Source organism: Alteraurantiacibacter buctensis, assembly GCF_009827655.1.
In the GTDB taxonomy this organism is placed as follows: domain Bacteria; phylum Pseudomonadota; class Alphaproteobacteria; order Sphingomonadales; family Sphingomonadaceae; genus Alteraurantiacibacter; species Alteraurantiacibacter buctensis.
This window is the reverse complement of sequence record NZ_WTYV01000007.1, coordinates 143823-160865: the sequence shown is the minus strand read 5'-3', so window position 1 is coordinate 160865 and position 17043 is coordinate 143823. Positions and strand designations below refer to the sequence as shown.

Below are 17043 nucleotides of genomic sequence, written 5' to 3'. Positions count from 1 at the left end.
GAAACAAATCTGTATTAGCTTCCTAGTCAACATGAAGAGCCAGGCCCCCGACCCCGCCCCACTTGATGGCCATCTTGGCTACCTGCTGCGCACCGTTTCCAATGCCGTCTCGCACGCTTTTGCACGCAAGCTGACATCGGAGGGAGTGACCGTGGCCGAATGGGCGCTGCTCCGCGTGCTGTATGACGTGCCGGGGATCGCTCCGGCTGCGCTCGCGGCGCGGATGGGCATGACCCGCGGGGCAATCAGCAAGCTGGCCCTGCGGCTGACAGGCAAGGGCCTGCTGGCCAGCAGGGCCCACCCGGACGATGGACGAGCGCAGATGCTGGAACTCACGGAGCCGGGCCGGGCACTGGTCCCGAATCTCGCCGCCATTGCCGACACCAACGACAGCGAGTTCTTCGCCGCCCTTTCCCCCGTTGAAAACGCTACCCTGCGTAAGCTGGCACAGGCGCTGATTACCCACCACGCGCTTACCGGCGTGGCGGTTGACTGATCCTGCAATCGCCAACCGGAAGCCTCCAATGACACCCTCCCAGAAACACACCGCCGCCACGTGCCTCGCTGCCGCCCACGATGGCTCGATGGCCTTCCCGCAGATCATCGGCAGGCTGAGGGCAGCAGAGTTCGAAGGCTACCTTGTCGATTACCGCGCTGCCTCACAAACCTTCTACTTGCCGTCGGGAGAGGCGCTGACCATGCCGCTGGATGCCTATCCGGGCGAAGTGGTCGCCACCTTCGACCAGGAAGAGATCAGGCGTGCTATCGAATGGGCGCAATCGGGCGATCCGGCCTACAGCTTCCCGGCCTTCAGCACCCGGGTAAAGATGGCAGGATGCGCGGGCTATATCGCGTCATTCAGCGGGGCGCGGGTGCTCTATTTCGGGCGCACGGGTGATTGCCACATAGAGCATTTCGGCTGAGCCCCCCTCAAAAAGTATACCCTACCCCCACCGAACCAAACACCTGATCCGCCGATCCCGCATCCCGCACGATGGGGCTGCGCGCAAAGTCCCCCTGCAACCGGCTGAAGCTGGCGATGCCGAATACCGACCACCCCTTGCGCCCGCCGGACAGCGAGTGGGTGGCCAGCACGTTCGCGCCAAGGCTCTCCAGCCCGCCGTCGGGGTCGAACGGGGCCAGGCCGCTGGCCAGCGCGCCTGTCGGGCTGACGCCGAAGTAATAGTCGGCATGGCATCGGGCGCGAAGGTGGCACTCAGCGCGGCGCGCACGAAGGTGCGGCGACCGACAACCGTGGAATAGCCCAGCGAAGGGTTCAGCCGCCATGCGCCATGCGCGCCGGCAACGTCCCACACCATGCTGGTGCCCAATGACAGCGTGCCGGTGCGGCTGCCCACGCCGCGCAGACCCACCGATCCGGCGAGGCCCAGTTCCACCGCCTCGTCCAGCTTGCCCAGCGCGGCCACCTGCGGGTCTTTCACGCCGCCGCTGCGGTTGAAGCGCAGGCCGGCCACGGGGCCAAGCTCCAGCTCCACCGTGCGGGCAGGGTCGTTGGGAATGGCGTCGACGAACAGTTGCAGGCCGTTGAGGCGGAAGTCGTGCCCGCCCACGGTGCCCTGCAGCACCCCGCCGGGGATCAGCTTGTATTCGTCAGCCCCGTCATAATCGGTGGTGACGCCCACCCCAAGGCCCACGGTTACGGTATCGCCCGCTGGCGGCGGGCCGCCCTGGGCCATGGCGGGGGTGGAGGCGGGCGCGGCGGCGAGGCCGGCGGCCGTGGCGAGGAGGGCATGCAGGGGTTTCATCATGGACATTTTCACATCCGGTTGCTGCAACGGTAAGCCGGACCTTGGCCCAAGGTTCCCGCGCCCGTCGTTTCGCCCATGTGAAAACTTCATCCATGCGGAATTGCGCCTTGCCCAGCCCCGCCTTGGCTGGCAAAACCCGCGCCACCATATCGGCAGGAGCGCGCGGGCGCGCCGCCCGCCGCACGAGAGGACAAGGGATCACATGGCTACCATCGTTGGCGGCGTCGCCACGTCGCACACCCCCACCATCGCGTTCGCCAAGGATGGCGGCAAGCAGAACGATCCCGTGTGGCAGCCGATCTTCGAAGGCTATGAGCCGGTGCAGGCGTGGTTCCGCGAGAAAAAGCCGGACGTCCTGGTCTATATCTACAACGATCACATGACCTCGTTCTTCGACCACTACAGCCACTTTGCACTGGGCGTGGGGGAAGAGTTCAAGGCGGCGGACGAAGGCGGCGGCCCGCGCGATATTCCGGCGATCAAGGGCGATCCGAAGTTTGCCGAACACGTGGCCCGCGTGATGGTCGCCAATGAATTCGACCTGTCCTACTTCCAGGGCAAGGGGCTGGACCACGGGGCCTTTTCTCCGCTGTCGGTGATGGTCGATTACAACGAAGCGGACGGCTGGGCCTGCAAGCTGCTGCCGGTGGTCTGCGGCGTGCTGACCGTGCCGCTGCCCTCCGCGCGCCGGTTCTACAAATTCGGTAAGAGCCTGCGGCAGGCGATCCTGAGCTACCCGGAAGACATCAAGGTGGCGATTGCCGGCACCGGCGGCCTCAGCCACCAGGTCCACGGCGAAGGCTGCGGGTTCAACAACCCGGCCTGGGATGCCGAGTTCATGGAGCGGCTGGAGAAGGACCCGGAAAGCCTGCTCGACATGACCGTGGCCGAGCTGGCCAAGCTGGGCGGCTGGGAAGGGGCCGAGGTGGTCATGTGGCTGATGATGCGCGGCGCGCTGTCGGCTGACGTGGAATGCACCCACAAGACCTATTTCCTGCCCTCCATGTGCCCGATCGCCACGATGATCCTGGAGGAGCGCACCCCCGATGCGCCGGTGGAAGATCCGCAAGTGACCCGCGCCCGCGCCGATCACCAGTATGTCGGAGCCGAGGAGATGGAAGGCACCTATCCCTTCACCATCGAACGCAGCGTCAAGGGCTTCCGCCTCAACCACTTCCTCCACTCGCTGACCGATCCCGCGGTCCGCAAGCTGTTCCGCGAGGACGAGGAAGCCGCCTACATGCAGGCCGGCCTGACCGAGGAAGAGGCCGACCTTGTGCGCCGCCGCGACTGGATCGGCATGATCCACCACGGGGTGATCTTCTTCATGCTGGAAAAGCTGGGCGCCGTCACCGGCATCGGCAACATCGACATCTACGCCAGCATGAAGGGCATGACCGTGCCCGAGTTCCAGAAGACCCGCAACGCGGCGATCAACTACGGCGTGGCCGGCAAGGAAAAGTAGGACAGGCGGCGGCGCGCGCGCCGAGGGAGCCTAGCGGCGCGCGCCCGCCTTGCCCTCGATCACCATGATGCTGATCGTGCCGTCGGGGGCGATGTCCACCCGGTAGTTGCCCAGGCCAGCCTGCCGCGCCACCAGCAGAGCGCGGCGCAGGTCCCGCTCGCGCCAGTGGCCGGGCTTGCGAATTTTCGCTGCCATGTCTGTCGGAAAGGCCGCAAAGGCGGACAGTCCGCTGCCTGCACGGTGGGCCGGCACGGCGGCCAATCCCTGAGAACGAAGTTGCAATGGCGCACTGCGCCGCGACCCTGCCGGCATTTGACGACCCCAAGCCTCCCCACTTGGCCGGGCCCGCGCCGTCACATGCGAGGCAGGTCCCGATCTCCCGCTTCCGACTATGACTTGTTGACAGTGTCCGTTCAATACAATTTGCGACAACTGTCACAGATTTGTGTCCGGGGCGGCGGATTACAAATCGCGACACTTCAGGGGGTTGCAACCTTACCGCCCGCTGCCAAGGTTTTCCGGCGATCAAACCGAAACGAGAGACCTGGTGCCTCCCTCTCCCGGGCCGCCTGCCACCGGGCAGCGCGGCCTCGCCAATGCCCTTGCCCTGCTGCAGCAGCTGTCGCCCGCCATCGCGCGGGCCGATCGCGCGCGCCAGGTGGCGATCATGCGCGAACTGGTGCGGATCGGGGCTCCTCTGGGCCCGCAGTGGCAGCACCTGGCGCAGGTGGCCGTGGCCACGGGCGAGCTGGACCTGGCGGTCGCGATTGCCGACCTGCACATCGCCCACGAGAACGGCGCGCCGCTGGCGCTGTGCCTCAAGGCGGCGGTGCTGGAGCAGTCCGGTCGCCTGGCGGAGGCGCGGGCGGTGATGGCCGGCGTCCCGCGCACCGTGCCCACGCCCGCGGCCCATGCCTTTGGCCTGGGCACCAGCGCCCTGCACCTCGGCCTGGCCGATAGTGCCCGCACAGACCTGGCCAAGGCGGTGCGGCTGGAGCCGGGCAACGGCTTTGCCTGGCTGTCGCTGGGCATGGTCAGCGACCTGGCCCGGGATGATGCGCTGGCCCGGCAGATGCTGGCCGCCGAAGCGCATGCGCAACGGGCGGCCCCCGTGCTGCGCGCGGCCTGGCTCTATGCCGTGGGCAACCTGTTCCACGCTCGCCACGATCATGCGCGCGCCTTTGCCGCCTTCAGCGAAGGGGCTGCGATCATGCGGCGGGTGGAGCCGTTCGACCGCGCGGCGGACCGGCGCCACGGAGCGCTGGCGCTGGCAGGCCACAGCCGTGCAAGCCTGGCGGCAGCGGGCCGGCGGGCGGGCGAAAGGGCCAACCGCACGCTGTTCGTCACCGGGCTGCCGCGATCGGGCACCACGCTGGTCGAGCAGATCCTGACCAGCCATAGCCAGGTGGCCGGCGGCGCGGAGCTGAGCCTGCTGCCCCTGGTCGCGCAGGAGGTGCGCGGCCCCGATGCCGCTGCGCTGGCCCGGGCCGATATGCCGGCGCTGGCCGACCTGTGGGACCACCTGCTGGCCCAGCGCTTCCCCGGGGCCGGGCTGGTGGTCGACAAGTCGCTCAACACCAGCCGCTTCCTTGGCCTGGCCGCAACGGTGGCGCCGCACGCGCCGGTGGTGTGGGTGCTGCGCAACCCGCTCGATTGCGGCTGGTCGGCGTTCCGCACCTTCTTTCCGCAGAGCCTGCCGTGGACCTACGAGCTTGCCGATATCGGCTGGCAGTTCCGCCACGAGATGGAGCTGCTGGCCCGCTGGCAGGACCTGCTGGGCGAACGGCTGCTGGTGCTCCCCTACGAGGAACTGGTGACCGACCCGCAAGCCTGGATACCCCGCCTGCTGACCCATTGCGGGCTGGCGGTGGAGCCGCAGGTCTTCACCCCGCACCAGGCGCAGCGGGCCGTCACCACGGCCAGCGCGGCTCAGGTGCGCCAGCCGATCAACCGCGCGGGGGTTGGCTCGGCCGGCCCGTACCGGCAGTTTCTGCAGCCGCTGGTGCGCGCTTTGGGCTAGCCCAGAGCTTCCAGTTCCTCGCTGGCGGCCAGCCACTCGGCCTCGGCGCTTTCCAGTTGCGCGGCCACCCTGGCGCGACGCTTGGCGAGTTCGGCCGCGCTCATGCGGGCCATCCAGCCCGTGGCGCTGGCGGGATCGGCCAGGGCGGCATCCAGCGCGGCGCAATCTTGCTGGAGTTTCGCCATCGCGCTTTCCGCTGCGGTGACGTTGCTGCGCAACTGGCGCGCCTCGTCACGCTCCGCAACAGCGGCCTTGCCGCCCTTCCTCGCGCCCTTGCTGCCGCTGGCATCCTTCGGCTGGTTACGGCCCAGCACGAAGTCGATGTAGTCCTCCATGCTGCCGTCGTAATCGCGCGCCGTGCCGTTATCGACCAGCACCAGCCGGTCGGCGGTCAGTTCCACCATGTGCCGGTCGTGGCTGATCAGGATGACCGCGCCGGTATAGGCGTTCAATGCCTGAACCAGCGCCTCGCGGGTATCGACATCCAGGTGGTTGGTCGGCTCGTCCAGGATCAGCAGGTGCGGCGCTTCATAGGTGATCAGCGCCAGGGCCAGCCGGGCCCGCTCGCCGCCGGACAGCTTTTCCACCGCCTGCGTGGCGCGCGGGCCGGAGAAGCCGAAGCGGCCAAGCTGGGCGCGCACCGCGCCGGGGGTGCGATCCTTCATCACCCGCGTCATGTGTTCCAGCGGGGTATCGCCGCCGGCCAGCTCTTCCACCTGGTACTGGGTGAAATAGCCCACCTTCATCTGCCCGCTGGCGGCCATCGAACCGTCCATCGACGCCAGTTGCGCGGCCAGCAGGCGGGCGAGCGTGGTCTTGCCGTTGCCGTTGCGGCCCAGCAGGGCGATCCGGTCATCCGGGTCGATCCGCAGCATCAGCCGCTTCAGGATCGGCTTGTCGGCATAGCCTACGCTGGCCATGTCCAGCGTGATCAGCGGCGGGCGCAGTTCGGCCGGATCGGGGAAATCGAAGCTGAGGCTGGGATCCTCGATCAGCGCGGTGATCGGCTGCATCTTGTCCAGCATCTTGGCGCGGCTCTGCGCCTGCTTGGCGGTGGAGGCGCGGGCGGAATTGCGCGCCACATAGTCCTGCAACCGGGCGCGCTGGGCATCCTGCGCGGCCTTGGCGGCGGCAAGCTGGGTGGCGCGCTCGGCCCGCTGCCGCTCGAAGCTGTCGTAGCCGCCGGCGTACAGCGTCAGCTTGCCGCCCTGCAGATGCAGGATATGGTCGACCACGTTGTTCAGCAGGTCACGCTCGTGGCTGATCACCAGCAGGGTGGCGGGGTAGGACTTGAGGAAGTTCTCCAGCCACAGCGTGGCTTCCAGATCCAGGTGGTTGCTCGGCTCGTCCAGCAGCAGGATCTCGGGCTGGCTGAACAGCAGCGATCCCAGCGCCACGCGCATCTTCCAGCCGCCGGAGAAGCTGCTCAAGGGGCGGGCCTGCATCTCTTCGTCGAAGCCAAGGCCGGTCAGGATCACGGCGGCGCGGGTGGGGGCGGTGTAGGCATCGATCGCCAGCAGCCGGTCGTAGATGTCGCCCAGTTGTTCGGGATCGGCGCAGTCCTCGGCGCGGGCCAGCAGGTCCAGCCGCTCCACGTCCGCCGCCAGCACGGCTTCCAGCGGGGTGATCGCGCCATCGGGTGCTTCCTGCGCGATGTAGCCCAGGCGTGCGCGCTGCGGCTTGCTGATATCGCCGCCATCGGGCTCGATCTCGCCGATCAGCGCCTTCATCAGGGTGGACTTGCCCGCGCCGTTGCGCCCGATCAGGCCCACGCGGCTGCCCGGCGGCAGCGAAGCGCTGGCACCGTCCAGAATGGTGCGGCCGCCAAGGCGGACGGTGAGATCCCTGATCGTAAGCATGGGCGCGCCCCTACCAGCGCCGCCCGCGAAATGCCAGCCACCGGAGTTTGACCTGCCGCAAGGAGCGTTTTGCCATCCTGCCCTAGCGCGGGCAGCACAGCAGGGAGAGTCTCACATGGCCCAGATCGTCGGCGGGTTCGCCGTATCGCACACCCCCACCATCGCCTTCGCGCAGGATGCCGGCAAGCAGGACGATCCGGTGTGGAAGCCCATCTTCGACGGGTTCCAGCCGGTGAAGGACTGGCTGGCCGAGGTGAAGCCCGACGTGATCGTTTATGTCTACAACGATCACATGACCAGCTTCTGGATGCAGCACTACAGCCACTTCGCCATCGGCATCGGCGAGGAATATGCCGCGGCCGACGAAGGCGGCGGCCCGCGCAAGGTGCCGCCGATCAAGGGCGATCCCGATTTGGCCCAGCACATCGCCTTCGGCATGGTGGCGGATGATTTCGACCTCAGCTACTGGCAGGGCATGGGGCTGGACCACGGGGCGTTCAGCCCGCTCAGCGTCCTGCTGCCGCACAGCGAGGAAGCCGGCTGGCCGTGCCGCATCGTGCCGCTGCAATGCGGCGTGCTGGAACTGCCGATCCCGCGCGCGCGGCGGTTCTGGAACTTCGGCCGGTCCTTGCGCCGGGCGATCCAGAACTATCCGGCCGATATCAAGGTGGCCATCGCCGGCACCGGCGGCCTCAGCCACCAGGTGCATGGCGAGCGCTGCGGGTTCAACAACGTGGCCTGGGATCACGAGTTCATGGACCGGCTGGCGAACGACCCGGAAAGCCTGATCGATATCCCGGTGGGCGAACTGGTCAGGCTGGGCGGCATGGAAGGGGCCGAAATCGTCATGTGGATGCTGATGCGCGGTGCCCTGGCCCCCAGGGTGAAGGAACTGCACCGCAGCTTCTTCCTGCCCAGCATGACCTCCATCGCCAGCATGGTGTTCGAGGATGCCGAGGAAGACCCCTCACCCGAAACGCCTGCCGCCTATGGCGAACGGATCTATGCCGACGTGGCCCCCGCGCTGGGGCTGGAGGGAACCTATCCCTTCACCATTACCCGCAGCGCAAAGGCGTGGCGGATCAACAATTTCCTGCACTCGATCGTGAAGCCGGACTTCCGCGCCCGCTTCAAGACCGATTTCGAGGCGCTGGCCGACGAATACGCGCTAACCGAGGAAGAAAAGACCCTGATCCGCGACCTGAACTGGATCGGGATGATCCATTACGGCGTGATCTTCTTCAACCTGGAGAAGCTGGCCCCGGTGGTGGGGCTGGGCAACATCGATGTCTATGCGGCGATGAAGGGCATGTCCGTGCCGGACTTCCAGAAGACGCGCAACGCCGCGATCAATTACTCGGTGGAGGCAGAACCAGCCGAATGAGCCGGGGGCGGGCGGAATGGCCAGCCGGTCACTCCGCCCGTCCACAAGGCGGCCCATACCAGCAGCGGCTGGGCGGCCAGGCGGGGCAGGTGATAGGCCAGCCCCCAGCCGCCATCGGGCCGGGCCAGATCGATCAGCAGGTGGTTGAAGTTGGCCGGCCACACGGCCAGGGCATAGGCCGCCAGGCCCGCGCCGCCGGCCTTCCTCAATAGCGGACCGAAGGGTTGCAGCAGGGCCAGTGCGCCGGCCACCTCGGCAAGGCCGGTCCAGTAAACCACCTCCAGCGGCCACGGCACCCAGCCGGGCATGATGGCCAGGAACGGGGCAGGCGTGGTCAGGTGGAACCAGCCCGCCGCCAGGTAAAACAGGCCCAGTAGCCACCGCAGGCCCGCACGGATCAAGGCTGGCCCGGCTCCCAGCCCTCTGCCGCCAGGGTGAAGCCGGCAAAGTCGAACCCCGGGGCAACCACGCAGGACACCAGCGTATAGCCGTGCGTGCCGCCGGCTGCGGGTTCCGCCGCCTGCCAGTGGTGCGGGGCGATGGTGTGCTGCAAGGCCTGGCCTGCCGCATGGTCCGGGCCAAGCACCACCTGGCCGGCCGGTCCGGCCTCGTCCGCTGCCTCGCGCAACACCAGCGGATCGCCCGCGTGCCACAGCCAGATCTCCGCCGCATCGACGCGGTGCCAGTGCGAGCGTTCATCCGCCTGCAGCAGGAAATGGATCGAGGTGGCCACGGCCCGCCCGTCCGCGCCCGGCGCGCCGCGCCACAACTCGCGGTACCAGCCGCCTTCGCGGTGCGGTTCCAGCCCCAGCGCGGCGATCAGCCCCTTTGCACCCGATCCCGATCCGGCAGCAATCACTGCGGGGCCAGCCCGTATTCCTGCCGCTCGCGGTTGATGTATGGGCGGCACAGCTCGCCGATCTTGAGGATATAGACCGCCACGGGGGCCGAGTTGAAATACTGCGGCTCGTCATAGGCGGCGGTGATCTGGGCGGCGAGACCGGCGGCGGTGGCCCCCTGCTCGATCAGGCAGCGGGTGCGCCCGCGTTTGGCCAGCGCCTCGATCAGCGTATCGTCGGCAAAGAAATAGTTCAGGCTGTCATTGAGGCCCTGGACATAGGCGGCGCGCGCCTCCGGCGTCAGCGATGCCCACCCGGCGCGGCTGTTGACGAAGCCTTCGGCATGAACGTGTATCGGCGCCCCCAAGGAAAGCATCACCGACAACAGACAGGATATTGAGCGCTTACTGCGCGTGAAGCAAAGCTTGCTAATCATCGACTTTCACCAATCCAAATTGCTGTCCTCATGGACCATTCCAAAGTGCTCGCTCAGCATCAGGAAGGTGTTAATGGTAATCAGCGCTTCTTCGGCCCCTTGCGATTTCGAATAATGGAAATGTGCTCAGGATTGCGCGAATTGGCCTTAAGGCTCCACATTTTTTGGTATGCCTCTTCTAGCCCCGTCGTGAAGAATTTGATGTCATAAACCCCTCTTAATTTTCGCGAATTCTCGATTTTAGATCTTAAACGCGCAATTTCGGACATATTTTGTGAAAGCATTATGGCTTTCTTTGTGTAGTCTTCTAGATTCTCCGTAATAAGTTCAGATGCGCCAATTGCAGTCAGCAGGCTTGCCGCCATACGACTTGCATAGGCCTCACCGGCGCATGTCAGCACAGGTAATCCCGCCCAGAGCGCATCGCTGGCGGTGGTGCCTGAATTGTAAGGTAGGGTATCTAGAAACAGATCGGCCATGCGAAAGCGCGCCAGGTAATCGGCTGGTGGGACACGCCCAGCAAACACCAGGCGATCTGGGTGTACCCCACGTGCGGCCGCTTCGCGCCGTAAGTTTGCTTCTGTGGCGGAATTGCTTGCCAGAAGCAGCAACTTTCCTTGTGGGCATGAGTGCAGAATTTCCATCCATGCGGAGAATACATCTGGAGAGAATTTATAGCTGTGATTAAAGCAACAAAATACAAAATCCTTGTCAGATAGACCGAATTCGATCCTGTCGAAGGTGCGGTCTGAAATAACCCTGCTACCATCATTCGGTTGAAAACAGGGCAGGTAAACAATTTTCTCCGAATATAGTTCTCTAAATTCTTCTGGTACGATTACAGGATCCGAAATCAGATAGTCAATGTAGTCGACGCCTTGAGGCCCAACAAAGCCCAAGAAGCTTACCTGTATTGGTGCAGGCCTCAGGGCCATGATGCCAGGTCTCGATCTCGTAGTGTAGCCGGCCAGATCAACCGCAATATCGATTCCCAACTCACGAGACTTCGCCTGAATTTCCCAGTCTGACATGTCCTTTACGTCCAGGAAATGGTCAAAAGCGTTTTCCATCCGCTGGCGCATTGGACCGCCTGTCTGACTGCCGTAAGAAAAGGCAAAGATCTCAAACTTTGCCCTATCATGTGCCTCGATTAGGCCTGACACAAGGGTCGAGACCGGGTGGTCCCGGTAATCCATCGAATAGTAGCCAACGCGGATGCGGCCATCCTTGCTAGGCTCTCTTTTGGGTTGGGCGGGGGCCGTCACTGGATAATTCCGGTGCGCCCACGCACTTGAAGCCGCCCGTTGCAAATGAATTGAATCAGTTAGAGACAGTGCTACAAAAGGAGCACAGGTCGAATTGCCGTTTTCAAGGCCCTCAAAAATCGAATGTTTGATTTCTTGAAAATCTGACCAATCGCAAATAAGCATCTTAGCATGGATCAGTTGACCATAACCACCAGGAAGATCTGGCTTCAGAGTTAATGCCTGACGATAATTTACGATAGCTTCTTCCAGGCGTCCAGCTGACACAAGGACATTCGCAAGGTTGAACATTGCTTCGGCCGCCCCCGAATCAATCATGATCGCACGTTTTAGGGTCGAAATGGCCTCTTCTGTCTTGCCCATCTCCGAATACGTGAGCGCCAGATTAAAATATGCAGAATAACTCTCGGGCTGAATTGCAATGGCGGCGCAGTACATCGCGATAGCATCGGTGTGCCGATTAAGTCGCGCAAAGCATAAGCCTAAGTTGGCGTAAGAGAAATAGAAAAAACGATTTATCGCAATCGATTTCTTGAAGCTTCGTGCCGCTTCCTGGAAATCATTCTCGCCAAAAAGGATACATCCGATGTGAAAATATGCTTCCCAGCAATCTGGCTTGCGTAGCAAAACCGTCTCGAAAAGAACCTTTGCGTCATCGCAAGAACCACTTTCTTTCAGATGGCAGGCCTTTTTATAAAGACTGTTGATGTCCAGATCATGATTCTCGTCATCTGTGCTCATCGAGATTGGCAACCCCTTGAATGAACATGCAAAGCCAGCAAAATTTCTGCAATTGAGTCACAAAGGGAAATGGGCACTTGCCAAATCTCTCATCTCATTTTCACTTCTGGGTGATTTTGTCGCAAGGGCCCAGAGATCGAAGCTTTCAGGCCGGGCTCGAGCTGTAACGGTAGCAAAGCCTGCACGCAGCAATGCTGCTGCCAGATCTCTCTTCGTGTAACCACTTCTATGCGCCATAAACAGGTTTCCGCGTGCCATTGCAGGGCGGTGCCCGTACAGAATGTCGATCGGTGAAATTGGTCCCGCAGGAGACAAATATGCGGGCTCCATCAATTTGTCTGCTGCGACCAAGGCACAAACTGATTGGAGATCTGGGCAAGTTATGACAGCAAAGCCGTCACTTTTGAGCACACGAATGAACTCACCGAGTGCGAGAGGGGTCTCATGCGGATAGAGGTGCTCGATATTGTGGCTTGAAAAGACTGCATCCATGCTGGCGTCAGCAACGCACGACATGTCAGTCATTGTACCCAAAACGTCGGGTTCAACAGCGGGGTCGATGTCCAGCCGGACCTCGCTCCATTCGGGTCTTGCGAATCCCCTTGTCGTTAGATCTTTGCGCGCCGGCCCGCAGCCTACATGAAGAAACGTTTTCATGCGAAGAGCCCGTATCAGATGCTACGGCGCGACGGAAGACATGTGTACGGCGGTGACCACCGACTTGGAACATAGCTTGTTTGGGTGCCCAGTTTCCCTTTGTATGAGTTGTAATCCACACTTCTTGCGTTAGACCGCTCAGCCAGCGAAGCGTGTTTTCCGACGCACTAGTGTGTTGTGTCTGAGTTTTTTGGAAGGTATGAATGCAGGATTATTGCGCAATCGGCTTGAAGGCTGCTGATCGGGCTAAGGGGCGCAAAGGGGTGGTGCTGGCGGGAGGCTCGGGCACACGGCTCTTTCCGCTGACGCGCGGTGTCTCCAAGCAGCTCATGCCGGTGTTCGACAAGCCAATGATTTACTACCCTATCAGCACGCTGATGCTGGCCGGGATCCGCGAGATCCTGATCATCACTACGCCCGAAGACAGCGAGCAGTTCCGTCGCGTCCTGGGTGATGGGCGGGAATGGGGCTTGGCGATCGATTATGCCGTGCAGCCCAAGCCTGAGGGGCTGGCCCAGGCATTCCACATCGGCGCGGACTACATTGCCGGCCAGCCCAGTGCCCTGGTGCTGGGTGACAACATCTTCTACGGCCACGGCCTGCCGCAATTGCTGCGCAACGCCGATGAGCGCGTCGATGGGGCCAGCGTGTTCGCCTATCGCGTGGGGAACCCCCAGGATTACGGCGTCGTCGAATTCGATGGTGAGGGCCGCGCATGCTCGATCGAGGAGAAGCCCGCCCAGCCCAAGACGCATTACGCTTTAACGGGATTGTATTTCTACGACAGCACGGTTGTGGACAGGGCGCGGGACCTGGAGCCCTCCGCACGCGGAGAGCTCGAAATTACTGATTTGAACAGGTTGTATCTCGACGAAGGTCACCTGCACGTTGAAATCATGGGCCGGGGATTTGCCTGGCTGGATACCGGCACCCACGGATCGCTGATCGATGCCGCACAATTTGTCCGCATTACCGAGGAGCGGCAGGGCCAGAAGATCTGCTGCCCGGAAGAAATAGCCTGGCGCCAAGGCTTTATAGACGACGAGGGCTTGCTCGCCGTGGCCGAGCCACTGCGCAAGTCGGGTTACGGCGAATACTTGCTGCAACTGCTCCACCAATAGGGGCAGGAACCGTGCATATCATTGAATGCCCAATCCCCGGCCTGCTCATCATCGAACCGCGCGTGTTCGGTGATGAGCGCGGCTTCTTTACCGAGAGCTGGAACAGGGCCACCTTTGCCGCCGCCGGGCTTCATCTCGATTTCGTGCAGGACAACCACAGCCGTTCGCAAAAGGGGGTGCTGCGCGGGCTGCATTTCCAGAATCCGGGACCGCAGGGCAAATTGGTGCGGGTAGTGCGCGGCGTGGTGTGGGACGTGGCCGTTGACCTGCGACGCTCATCGCCCACCTTCGGCCAGTGGTACGGGGTTGAGCTGAGCGCGACCAACCACCGGATGTTCTGGGTGCCCGAAGGGTTCGCCCACGGCTTCGTCACGCTGGAGAACGATACCGATTTCCTCTACAAATGTACTTATCCTTATTCTCCGGCTAACGAGCATACGCTGGCCTGGGACGATCCCGAAGTGGGTATTGAGTGGCCACTTGACGGGATCGTGCCTGCCTTGTCCGCCAAGGACAAGGCAGGCTTGACGTTGGCCCAAGTGGAAGCCTTCGCGTGAAGGTACTTATCACTGGAGCAGAGGGCCAGTTGGGCCGCGCCCTGCAAGCCAGCGCGCCAGCCAATGCCCGGGTGCTGGCGATCGGCAGGGCAGACCTCGACCTCGCTGATGCCGCCGCCGTGGAAGCCAGGGTGCGTGCCGAAAGCCCGGACCTGCTGATCAATGCCGCCGCTTACACAGCCGTCGACAAAGCGGAGAGCGAGGAAGCGCTGGCGCAGGCGATCAACGCCGGAGCCGTGACCGCTATGGCGGCAGGTCTGGCTGGAACCGCCGGCCGCATGGTCCACATCTCCACGGACTTCGTGTTTGATGGCCGAGCCGCTCGCGCCTACCGGCCTCACGACTCGCGCAATCCGCTGTCGGTCTATGGCCGGACCAAGGCGGCGGGCGAGGATGCCGCAGGTCCTGACGCACTGATCGTGCGTTCGGCTTGGGTTCACTCCGCCGGCGGAGAGAATTTCGTGCGCAACATGCTGCGGCTGATGGCCGAGCGGGACCGGCTGTCGGTTGTCTCCGACCAGATTGGCGCCCCCACCTGGGCGCCAGGGCTTGCGGCCACGATCTGGAAGCTGGTCGCGCGGGGAGGCACGGGTTTGTGGCATCACAGTGATGCGGGTGTCGCCTCGTGGTACGATTTTGCCGTGGCGATTCAGGAAGAAGCGCTGGCCTGCGGCTTGCTGGACAAGGCCGTGCCCGTTATTCCGATCAAGACTGCGGACTATCCCACACCTGCCCAGCGCCCGGCTTTTTCGCTGCTCGATTGCAGCGCCACGCGTGGCCTACTTGGGGATGGGTACACTCACTGGCGTACCAACCTGCGCCGTATGCTGCTGGAGGAAAAGGCGCTTGGCTGACTTGCTGGTTACGGGCGGCGCCGGATTTATCGGCGGCAACTTCGTCCACTACTGGGCGCAGCACCATCCGGCTGACCGGATCGTGGTGCTCGACAGCCTGACTTACGCTGGAAATCCAGCTACCATTGCCGGCATTACCCAGGCCGAGCTGGTGGTTGGCGACATCCGCGACACCGCGCTGGTGGAAAGCCTGCTTCGCGAGCGGAGCCTTTCCACCATCGTTCACTTCGCCGCCGAGAGCCATGTGGACCGATCAATCAGCGGTCCCGATGCGTTTATCGACACTAATATCCTGGGCACCAACAGCCTGCTGAAAGCCGCCCGCGCGGTGTGGCTGGACGGGTCGGGCGTGCCGCACCGCTTCCACCATATTTCGACTGATGAGGTCTACGGCTCGCTCGGTCCGCACGACTCGGCCTTCAGCGAGGTAACGCCATATGCGCCCAACTCACCCTATTCGGCTTCAAAGGCGGCATCCGATCACCTGGTGCGCGCCTATCACCACACCTTCGGGCTGGAGGTGACCACCACCAACTGCTCGAACAACTACGGGCCGTACCAGTACCCCGAAAAGCTGATCCCGCTATTCCTTCTCAACGCGCTCAACGGCCGTGCCCTGCCGATCTACGGCGACGGGATGAACGTGCGCGACTGGCTGCACGTGGAAGACCATTGCCGCGGGATCGATGCCTGCCTGCAGCACGGCCAACCGGGCGAAACCTACAACATCGGCGGCGGCGAAGAACTGCCCAACATGGCGGTGATCGACCGCATCTGCGCCGAAGTGGACCGCACCTTTGCTGAAGACCCCGATCTCGCCCGCCGCTTCCCGCAGGCCCCGGCAGCACAAGGGCGCGCCACCAGTGAACTCAAGACCTTTGTAACCGACCGCGCCGGCCATGATCGGCGCTATGCGATTGACGAGCGCAAGGCCCGATCAGACCTGGGCTATGCACCGCAACATGATTTCGCCACCGGGCTGGTCGCCACCTTGCGTTGGTTCCTTGATAATGAAGCCTGGTGGCAAGAAGTCGAAAGGCGCAGCTGACGCTACCGCGCCATTTTGCTGAACGGGCTGACAAGCAGATCATCTGCAATCGCGCCACGGCAAGCCTGAAGCGAACTTTAAGTATATATTTGATTTATATACTTTAATAGAAGGCCCGGACTGGAGATGTGCTGCCTTTGACGTGAAAGTCGGCAATTTCCGGGGTATATTTTATTCGCGATTCCGTGCCCCCTTAACCCCGCCCGTCTACCTTCTCGGGCTGATCGAGGCATAGCTCGACCTCTGTTCCTCTACTTAGCCTCCACAAAAGTATCGGGAATCATGCTCATTTCCACCACCCCCCCCATTTGAGGTGTTGACTTGGCGGGGCTTCCGGTGGTCTACAACCAGTAATGAGTCTTAACGCGCTGTCGCGCTGCGTTCATATTCCGCAGCTAGCAGTTCGGGGCTGTTTGCACGTGCAAACTTGGGGGATGCATGATTTGGCAGGGCGTATTGTCCTTCAGAAATTTGAGGTGACCGGTTGGCTGGGTTCTCCCGGCCTTTCTGCGTTGCCCTTCAGGTCGCACGATTTTTTAGATCCAACTGTTTTGAATGGAGACCAACATGAATAGCAAGAAAATTGCCTGGCTCACCGGCACCGCCATTGCGGCAATATCGCTGAGCGGCTCTGCTATGGCGCAGGTTACTATTGGCGGCGATGTCGTGACTGTCCAGCCTGGCGTCGCTAACACTGGCGGCACCCTCAATACAGCCGGCGGAAACATCAACACCGGCGGCGGGAACCTAAATACAGCCGGCGGCAACATTAACAATGTTGCTAACCTGAATGCAACCAACGTCAATGCCACGAACATCACTGGCAACGTGACGGGCGATGTGACCGGCAACCTGACGGGCGACGTGACCGGCGACGTGACCGGTAACCTGGCTGGCAACGTGACGGGCGATGTGACCGGCAACCTGACGGGCGACGTGACCGGCGACGTGACCGGTAACCTGGCTGGCAACGTGACGGGCGACGTGACCGGCAACCTGACGGGCGACGTGACCGGCGACGTGACCGG

Annotated in this window: 18 protein-coding genes and 1 pseudogene; 10 read left to right on the top strand and 9 right to left on the bottom strand. The window is 63.0% G+C overall.

What is annotated here, in order from left to right; genetic code table 11:
• Nucleotides 1–31 precede the first annotated feature (31 nt).
• Together GRI99_RS15870 and GRI99_RS15865 are read left to right on the top strand one after the other, a co-directional pair.
• Nucleotides 32–496 (top strand): MarR family winged helix-turn-helix transcriptional regulator, encoded by a 465-nt coding sequence (locus GRI99_RS15870; protein ID WP_160773042.1) that lies wholly within the window; start codon nt 32–34, stop codon nt 494–496.
• A 28-nt stretch (nt 497–524) separates the two neighbouring features.
• Nucleotides 525–923 carry a DUF1398 domain-containing protein gene (locus GRI99_RS15865; RefSeq protein ID WP_160773041.1) on the top strand — a complete coding sequence of 133 codons (399 nt, stop codon included), beginning with the start codon at nt 525–527 and terminating at the stop codon, nt 921–923.
• A gap of 7 nt (nt 924–930) precedes the next feature.
• Here the strand turns inward: GRI99_RS15865 and GRI99_RS19020 are convergent, their stop codons facing one another.
• Both GRI99_RS19020 and GRI99_RS19015 read right to left on the bottom strand, forming a co-directional pair.
• Nucleotides 931–1287 carry a MipA/OmpV family protein gene (locus GRI99_RS19020; RefSeq protein ID WP_369126904.1) on the bottom strand — a complete coding sequence of 119 codons (357 nt, stop codon included), beginning with the start codon at nt 1285–1287 and terminating at the stop codon, nt 931–933.
• Nucleotides 1215–1697, bottom strand: a pseudogene (locus GRI99_RS19015) (MipA/OmpV family protein); the annotation flags it as partial. The pseudogene GRI99_RS19015 and the gene GRI99_RS19020, both read right to left, overlap by 73 nt.
• 274 nt (nt 1698–1971) lie before the next feature.
• Between GRI99_RS19015 and GRI99_RS15855 the strand changes: the two are divergent.
• On the top strand, nt 1972–3234 hold the full coding sequence (locus GRI99_RS15855) for a gallate dioxygenase (RefSeq protein ID WP_160773039.1): 1263 nt from the start codon (nt 1972–1974) through the stop codon (nt 3232–3234).
• 30 nt (nt 3235–3264) lie between these two features.
• Here GRI99_RS15855 and GRI99_RS15850 read toward each other — a convergent pair whose 3' ends face one another.
• Entirely contained in the window at nt 3265–3429 is a 165-nt protein-coding gene (locus GRI99_RS15850) for a hypothetical protein (RefSeq protein ID WP_160773038.1), read from the bottom strand.
• A 352-nt stretch (nt 3430–3781) separates the two neighbouring features.
• Between GRI99_RS15850 and GRI99_RS18990 the strand changes: the two genes are divergently transcribed.
• Entirely contained in the window at nt 3782–5254 is a 1473-nt protein-coding gene (locus GRI99_RS18990; RefSeq protein ID WP_160773037.1) for a sulfotransferase, read from the top strand.
• On the opposite strand, the gene GRI99_RS15840 is transcribed toward GRI99_RS18990, so the two are convergent.
• On the bottom strand, nt 5251–7113 hold the full coding sequence (locus GRI99_RS15840) for an ABC-F family ATP-binding cassette domain-containing protein (protein WP_160773036.1): 1863 nt from the start codon (nt 7111–7113) through the stop codon (nt 5251–5253). The genes GRI99_RS18990 and GRI99_RS15840 overlap by 4 nt on opposite strands.
• 115 nt (nt 7114–7228) lie before the next feature.
• Between GRI99_RS15840 and GRI99_RS15835 the strand changes: the two genes are divergently transcribed.
• A complete protein-coding gene (locus tag GRI99_RS15835) occupies nt 7229–8497 on the top strand; it encodes a gallate dioxygenase (RefSeq protein ID WP_160773035.1) in 1269 nt (422 codons plus the stop codon).
• On the opposite strand, the gene GRI99_RS15830 is transcribed toward GRI99_RS15835, so the two are convergent.
• The 5 genes from GRI99_RS15830 to GRI99_RS15810 form a co-directional block, all read right to left on the bottom strand.
• On the bottom strand, nt 8467–8898 hold the full coding sequence (locus GRI99_RS15830) for a DoxX family protein (protein ID WP_160773034.1): 432 nt from the start codon (nt 8896–8898) through the stop codon (nt 8467–8469). The two genes, GRI99_RS15835 and GRI99_RS15830, sit on opposite strands and share 31 nt — an antisense overlap.
• Nucleotides 8895–9353, bottom strand: coding sequence for a cupin domain-containing protein (locus GRI99_RS15825; RefSeq protein WP_160773102.1), 459 nt, complete (start codon nt 9351–9353; stop codon nt 8895–8897). The genes GRI99_RS15830 and GRI99_RS15825 overlap by 4 nt, the downstream gene beginning before the upstream one ends.
• On the bottom strand, nt 9353–9715 hold the full coding sequence (locus GRI99_RS15820) for a hypothetical protein (protein ID WP_237438398.1): 363 nt from the start codon (nt 9713–9715) through the stop codon (nt 9353–9355). Before GRI99_RS15820 ends, GRI99_RS15825 begins: the two co-directional genes overlap by 1 nt.
• A 137-nt stretch (nt 9716–9852) precedes the next feature.
• A complete protein-coding gene (locus GRI99_RS15815; RefSeq protein ID WP_160773032.1) occupies nt 9853–11778 on the bottom strand; it encodes an O-linked N-acetylglucosamine transferase, SPINDLY family protein in 1926 nt (641 codons plus the stop codon).
• A gap of 57 nt (nt 11779–11835) precedes the next feature.
• Nucleotides 11836–12435, bottom strand: a complete 600-nt coding sequence (locus tag GRI99_RS15810) for a class I SAM-dependent methyltransferase (RefSeq protein WP_160773031.1) — start codon at nt 12433–12435, stop codon at nt 11836–11838.
• Between the two features lie 227 nt (nt 12436–12662).
• Between GRI99_RS15810 and rfbA the strand changes: the two genes are divergently transcribed.
• The 5 genes from rfbA to GRI99_RS18555 all read left to right on the top strand — a co-directional run.
• The gene (gene rfbA / locus GRI99_RS15805; RefSeq protein WP_237438397.1) at nt 12663–13556 is read left to right on the top strand and encodes a glucose-1-phosphate thymidylyltransferase RfbA; all 894 of its coding nucleotides are present in this window, start codon (nt 12663–12665) and stop codon (nt 13554–13556) included.
• An 11-nt stretch (nt 13557–13567) separates the two neighbouring features.
• The gene (rfbC, locus tag GRI99_RS15800; RefSeq protein WP_160773029.1) at nt 13568–14113 is read left to right on the top strand and encodes a dTDP-4-dehydrorhamnose 3,5-epimerase; all 546 of its coding nucleotides are present in this window, start codon (nt 13568–13570) and stop codon (nt 14111–14113) included.
• On the top strand, nt 14110–14967 hold the full coding sequence (gene rfbD, locus GRI99_RS15795; protein WP_160773028.1) for a dTDP-4-dehydrorhamnose reductase: 858 nt from the start codon (nt 14110–14112) through the stop codon (nt 14965–14967). The genes rfbC and rfbD overlap by 4 nt, the downstream gene beginning before the upstream one ends.
• Nucleotides 14960–16015 carry a dTDP-glucose 4,6-dehydratase gene (gene rfbB, locus GRI99_RS15790; RefSeq protein ID WP_160773027.1) on the top strand — a complete coding sequence of 352 codons (1056 nt, stop codon included), beginning with the start codon at nt 14960–14962 and terminating at the stop codon, nt 16013–16015. The genes rfbD and rfbB overlap by 8 nt, the downstream gene beginning before the upstream one ends.
• A 567-nt stretch (nt 16016–16582) precedes the next feature.
• A partial coding sequence (locus tag GRI99_RS18555; protein WP_202393135.1) for a hypothetical protein occupies nt 16583–17043 on the top strand: 461 nt, incomplete at its 3' end.

Coding starts and splice junctions, on each gene's coding strand:
- GRI99_RS15870 (WP_160773042.1), top strand. CDS start 32: ATGAAGAGCCAGGCCCCCGACCCCGCCCCACTTGATGGCCATCTTGGC.
- GRI99_RS15865 (WP_160773041.1), top strand. CDS start 525: ATGACACCCTCCCAGAAACACACCGCCGCCACGTGCCTCGCTGCCGCC.
- GRI99_RS19020 (WP_369126904.1), bottom strand. CDS start 1,287: ATGGCGGCTGAACCCTTCGCTGGGCTATTCCACGGTTGTCGGTCGCCG.
- GRI99_RS15855 (WP_160773039.1), top strand. CDS start 1,972: ATGGCTACCATCGTTGGCGGCGTCGCCACGTCGCACACCCCCACCATC.
- GRI99_RS15850 (WP_160773038.1), bottom strand. CDS start 3,429: ATGGCAGCGAAAATTCGCAAGCCCGGCCACTGGCGCGAGCGGGACCTG.
- GRI99_RS15840 (WP_160773036.1), bottom strand. CDS start 7,113: ATGCTTACGATCAGGGATCTCACCGTCCGCCTTGGCGGCCGCACCATT.
- GRI99_RS15835 (WP_160773035.1), top strand. CDS start 7,229: ATGGCCCAGATCGTCGGCGGGTTCGCCGTATCGCACACCCCCACCATC.
- GRI99_RS15815 (WP_160773032.1), bottom strand. CDS start 11,778: ATGAGCACAGATGACGAGAATCATGATCTGGACATCAACAGTCTTTAT.
- GRI99_RS15810 (WP_160773031.1), bottom strand. CDS start 12,435: ATGAAAACGTTTCTTCATGTAGGCTGCGGGCCGGCGCGCAAAGATCTA.